The sequence below is a fragment of the Rhizobium sp. P1_E6 genome (assembly GCF_056405875.1).
The window spans coordinates 1-1,019 of the sequence record NZ_JBFUBG010000303.1 but is presented as its reverse complement, the minus strand read 5'-3'; the positions used below and the strand labels follow the sequence as shown (position 1 = coordinate 1,019).

The following is a 1,019-nucleotide window of genomic DNA, read 5'->3' as shown; positions in this document are numbered from 1 at the left end:
ATATTCATCGGCTCAAAGACAAGCATCGACATCAAGGCCGCCGCAGACAAATTGAGCACGTTGTTGGCGGTGACCGCAGCGGGGATGGCGCTCAAGGTGAGCGGCCTCGACCCTTCGCTCAGTGCCGTGCTCGGATTCGGAGGCAAAAGCGGCCTCCTCGTTCAAAGCAACGTGGAATTACCTGTGGCTTTCATGCCTGCATTCATCCCTGAAGTACTATTTGCAAGTACGCAAGGCGACCAAAAACCGACGCCGCGCGCGCTCAAGTGGGATGACTACGATCCTAGTGCTGAGCAGAATAAGCAACTTCTGAGGTCACTCATCGATGGGGCAGCAAACAAGTAGAGGCCCAGGTCCGGTCCTGCTAGCGATCGTGTCGCTGCTGGTGATCGGAGGCGTGTTCCTCAACGCCGCGCCTTCGGCAGCGCAGACGAGCCTGCCGGATCGAATGTCACAAATAAGCGAGATGATTTCCTCGGGGAGATTTAAAGAGGGGGCCGCCAGTGCCRCGCAATTGATCCAGGAGATGCCGGCGTTGCAGGCGTCGATCTCAGATCAGGTCAAGATCTTCCGACTTGCAGGAAAAACAACGTACCAAATCGGCGACTTTCAAAAGTCGCTGCAGTATAACGAACAAGCGCTCGCATTGGTCCGGAATGCCACCCAGCCAGACCACGAGGAGATCGCCTCGATTGAGGCCGATATTGCCGTAGCACTGAGAAATCTCGGKCGCTACGACGAGGCTGAAAACCGCTTCCGTGCGTCATACGATGCTTTCCAGCAGACTTCAGTCCACGACAAAGCAGCATATTCCGATGTCCTCGTGAATTATGCCATCCTTCTGTACCAACTCAGTGACTTCGATCGGGCAGCTGATTTAACTGATCAGGCGATCACAATAAGGCGTGCGCTGACACCGCCAGCAACCGCGAGCCTTGCCCAAGCCCTTGATAATTACGGCACGATTCTGATGGAGCAGGGCAGGCTCAGCCTTGCCGAACCTCCGCTTCAGGAGGCAC

The 1,019-nt window shown here is 55.9% G+C and carries 2 protein-coding genes; both read left to right on the top strand.

From position 1 onward, the window contains the following. On the top strand, window positions 1-345 hold a 345-nt coding region (locus AC1D35_RS36400), incomplete at its 5' end, for a hypothetical protein (protein ID WP_477942892.1). Between the two features lie 28 nt (window positions 346-373). Further along, the coding region (locus tag AC1D35_RS36395) for a tetratricopeptide repeat protein (protein WP_477942890.1) at window positions 374-1,019 on the top strand (646 nt) is incomplete at its 3' end.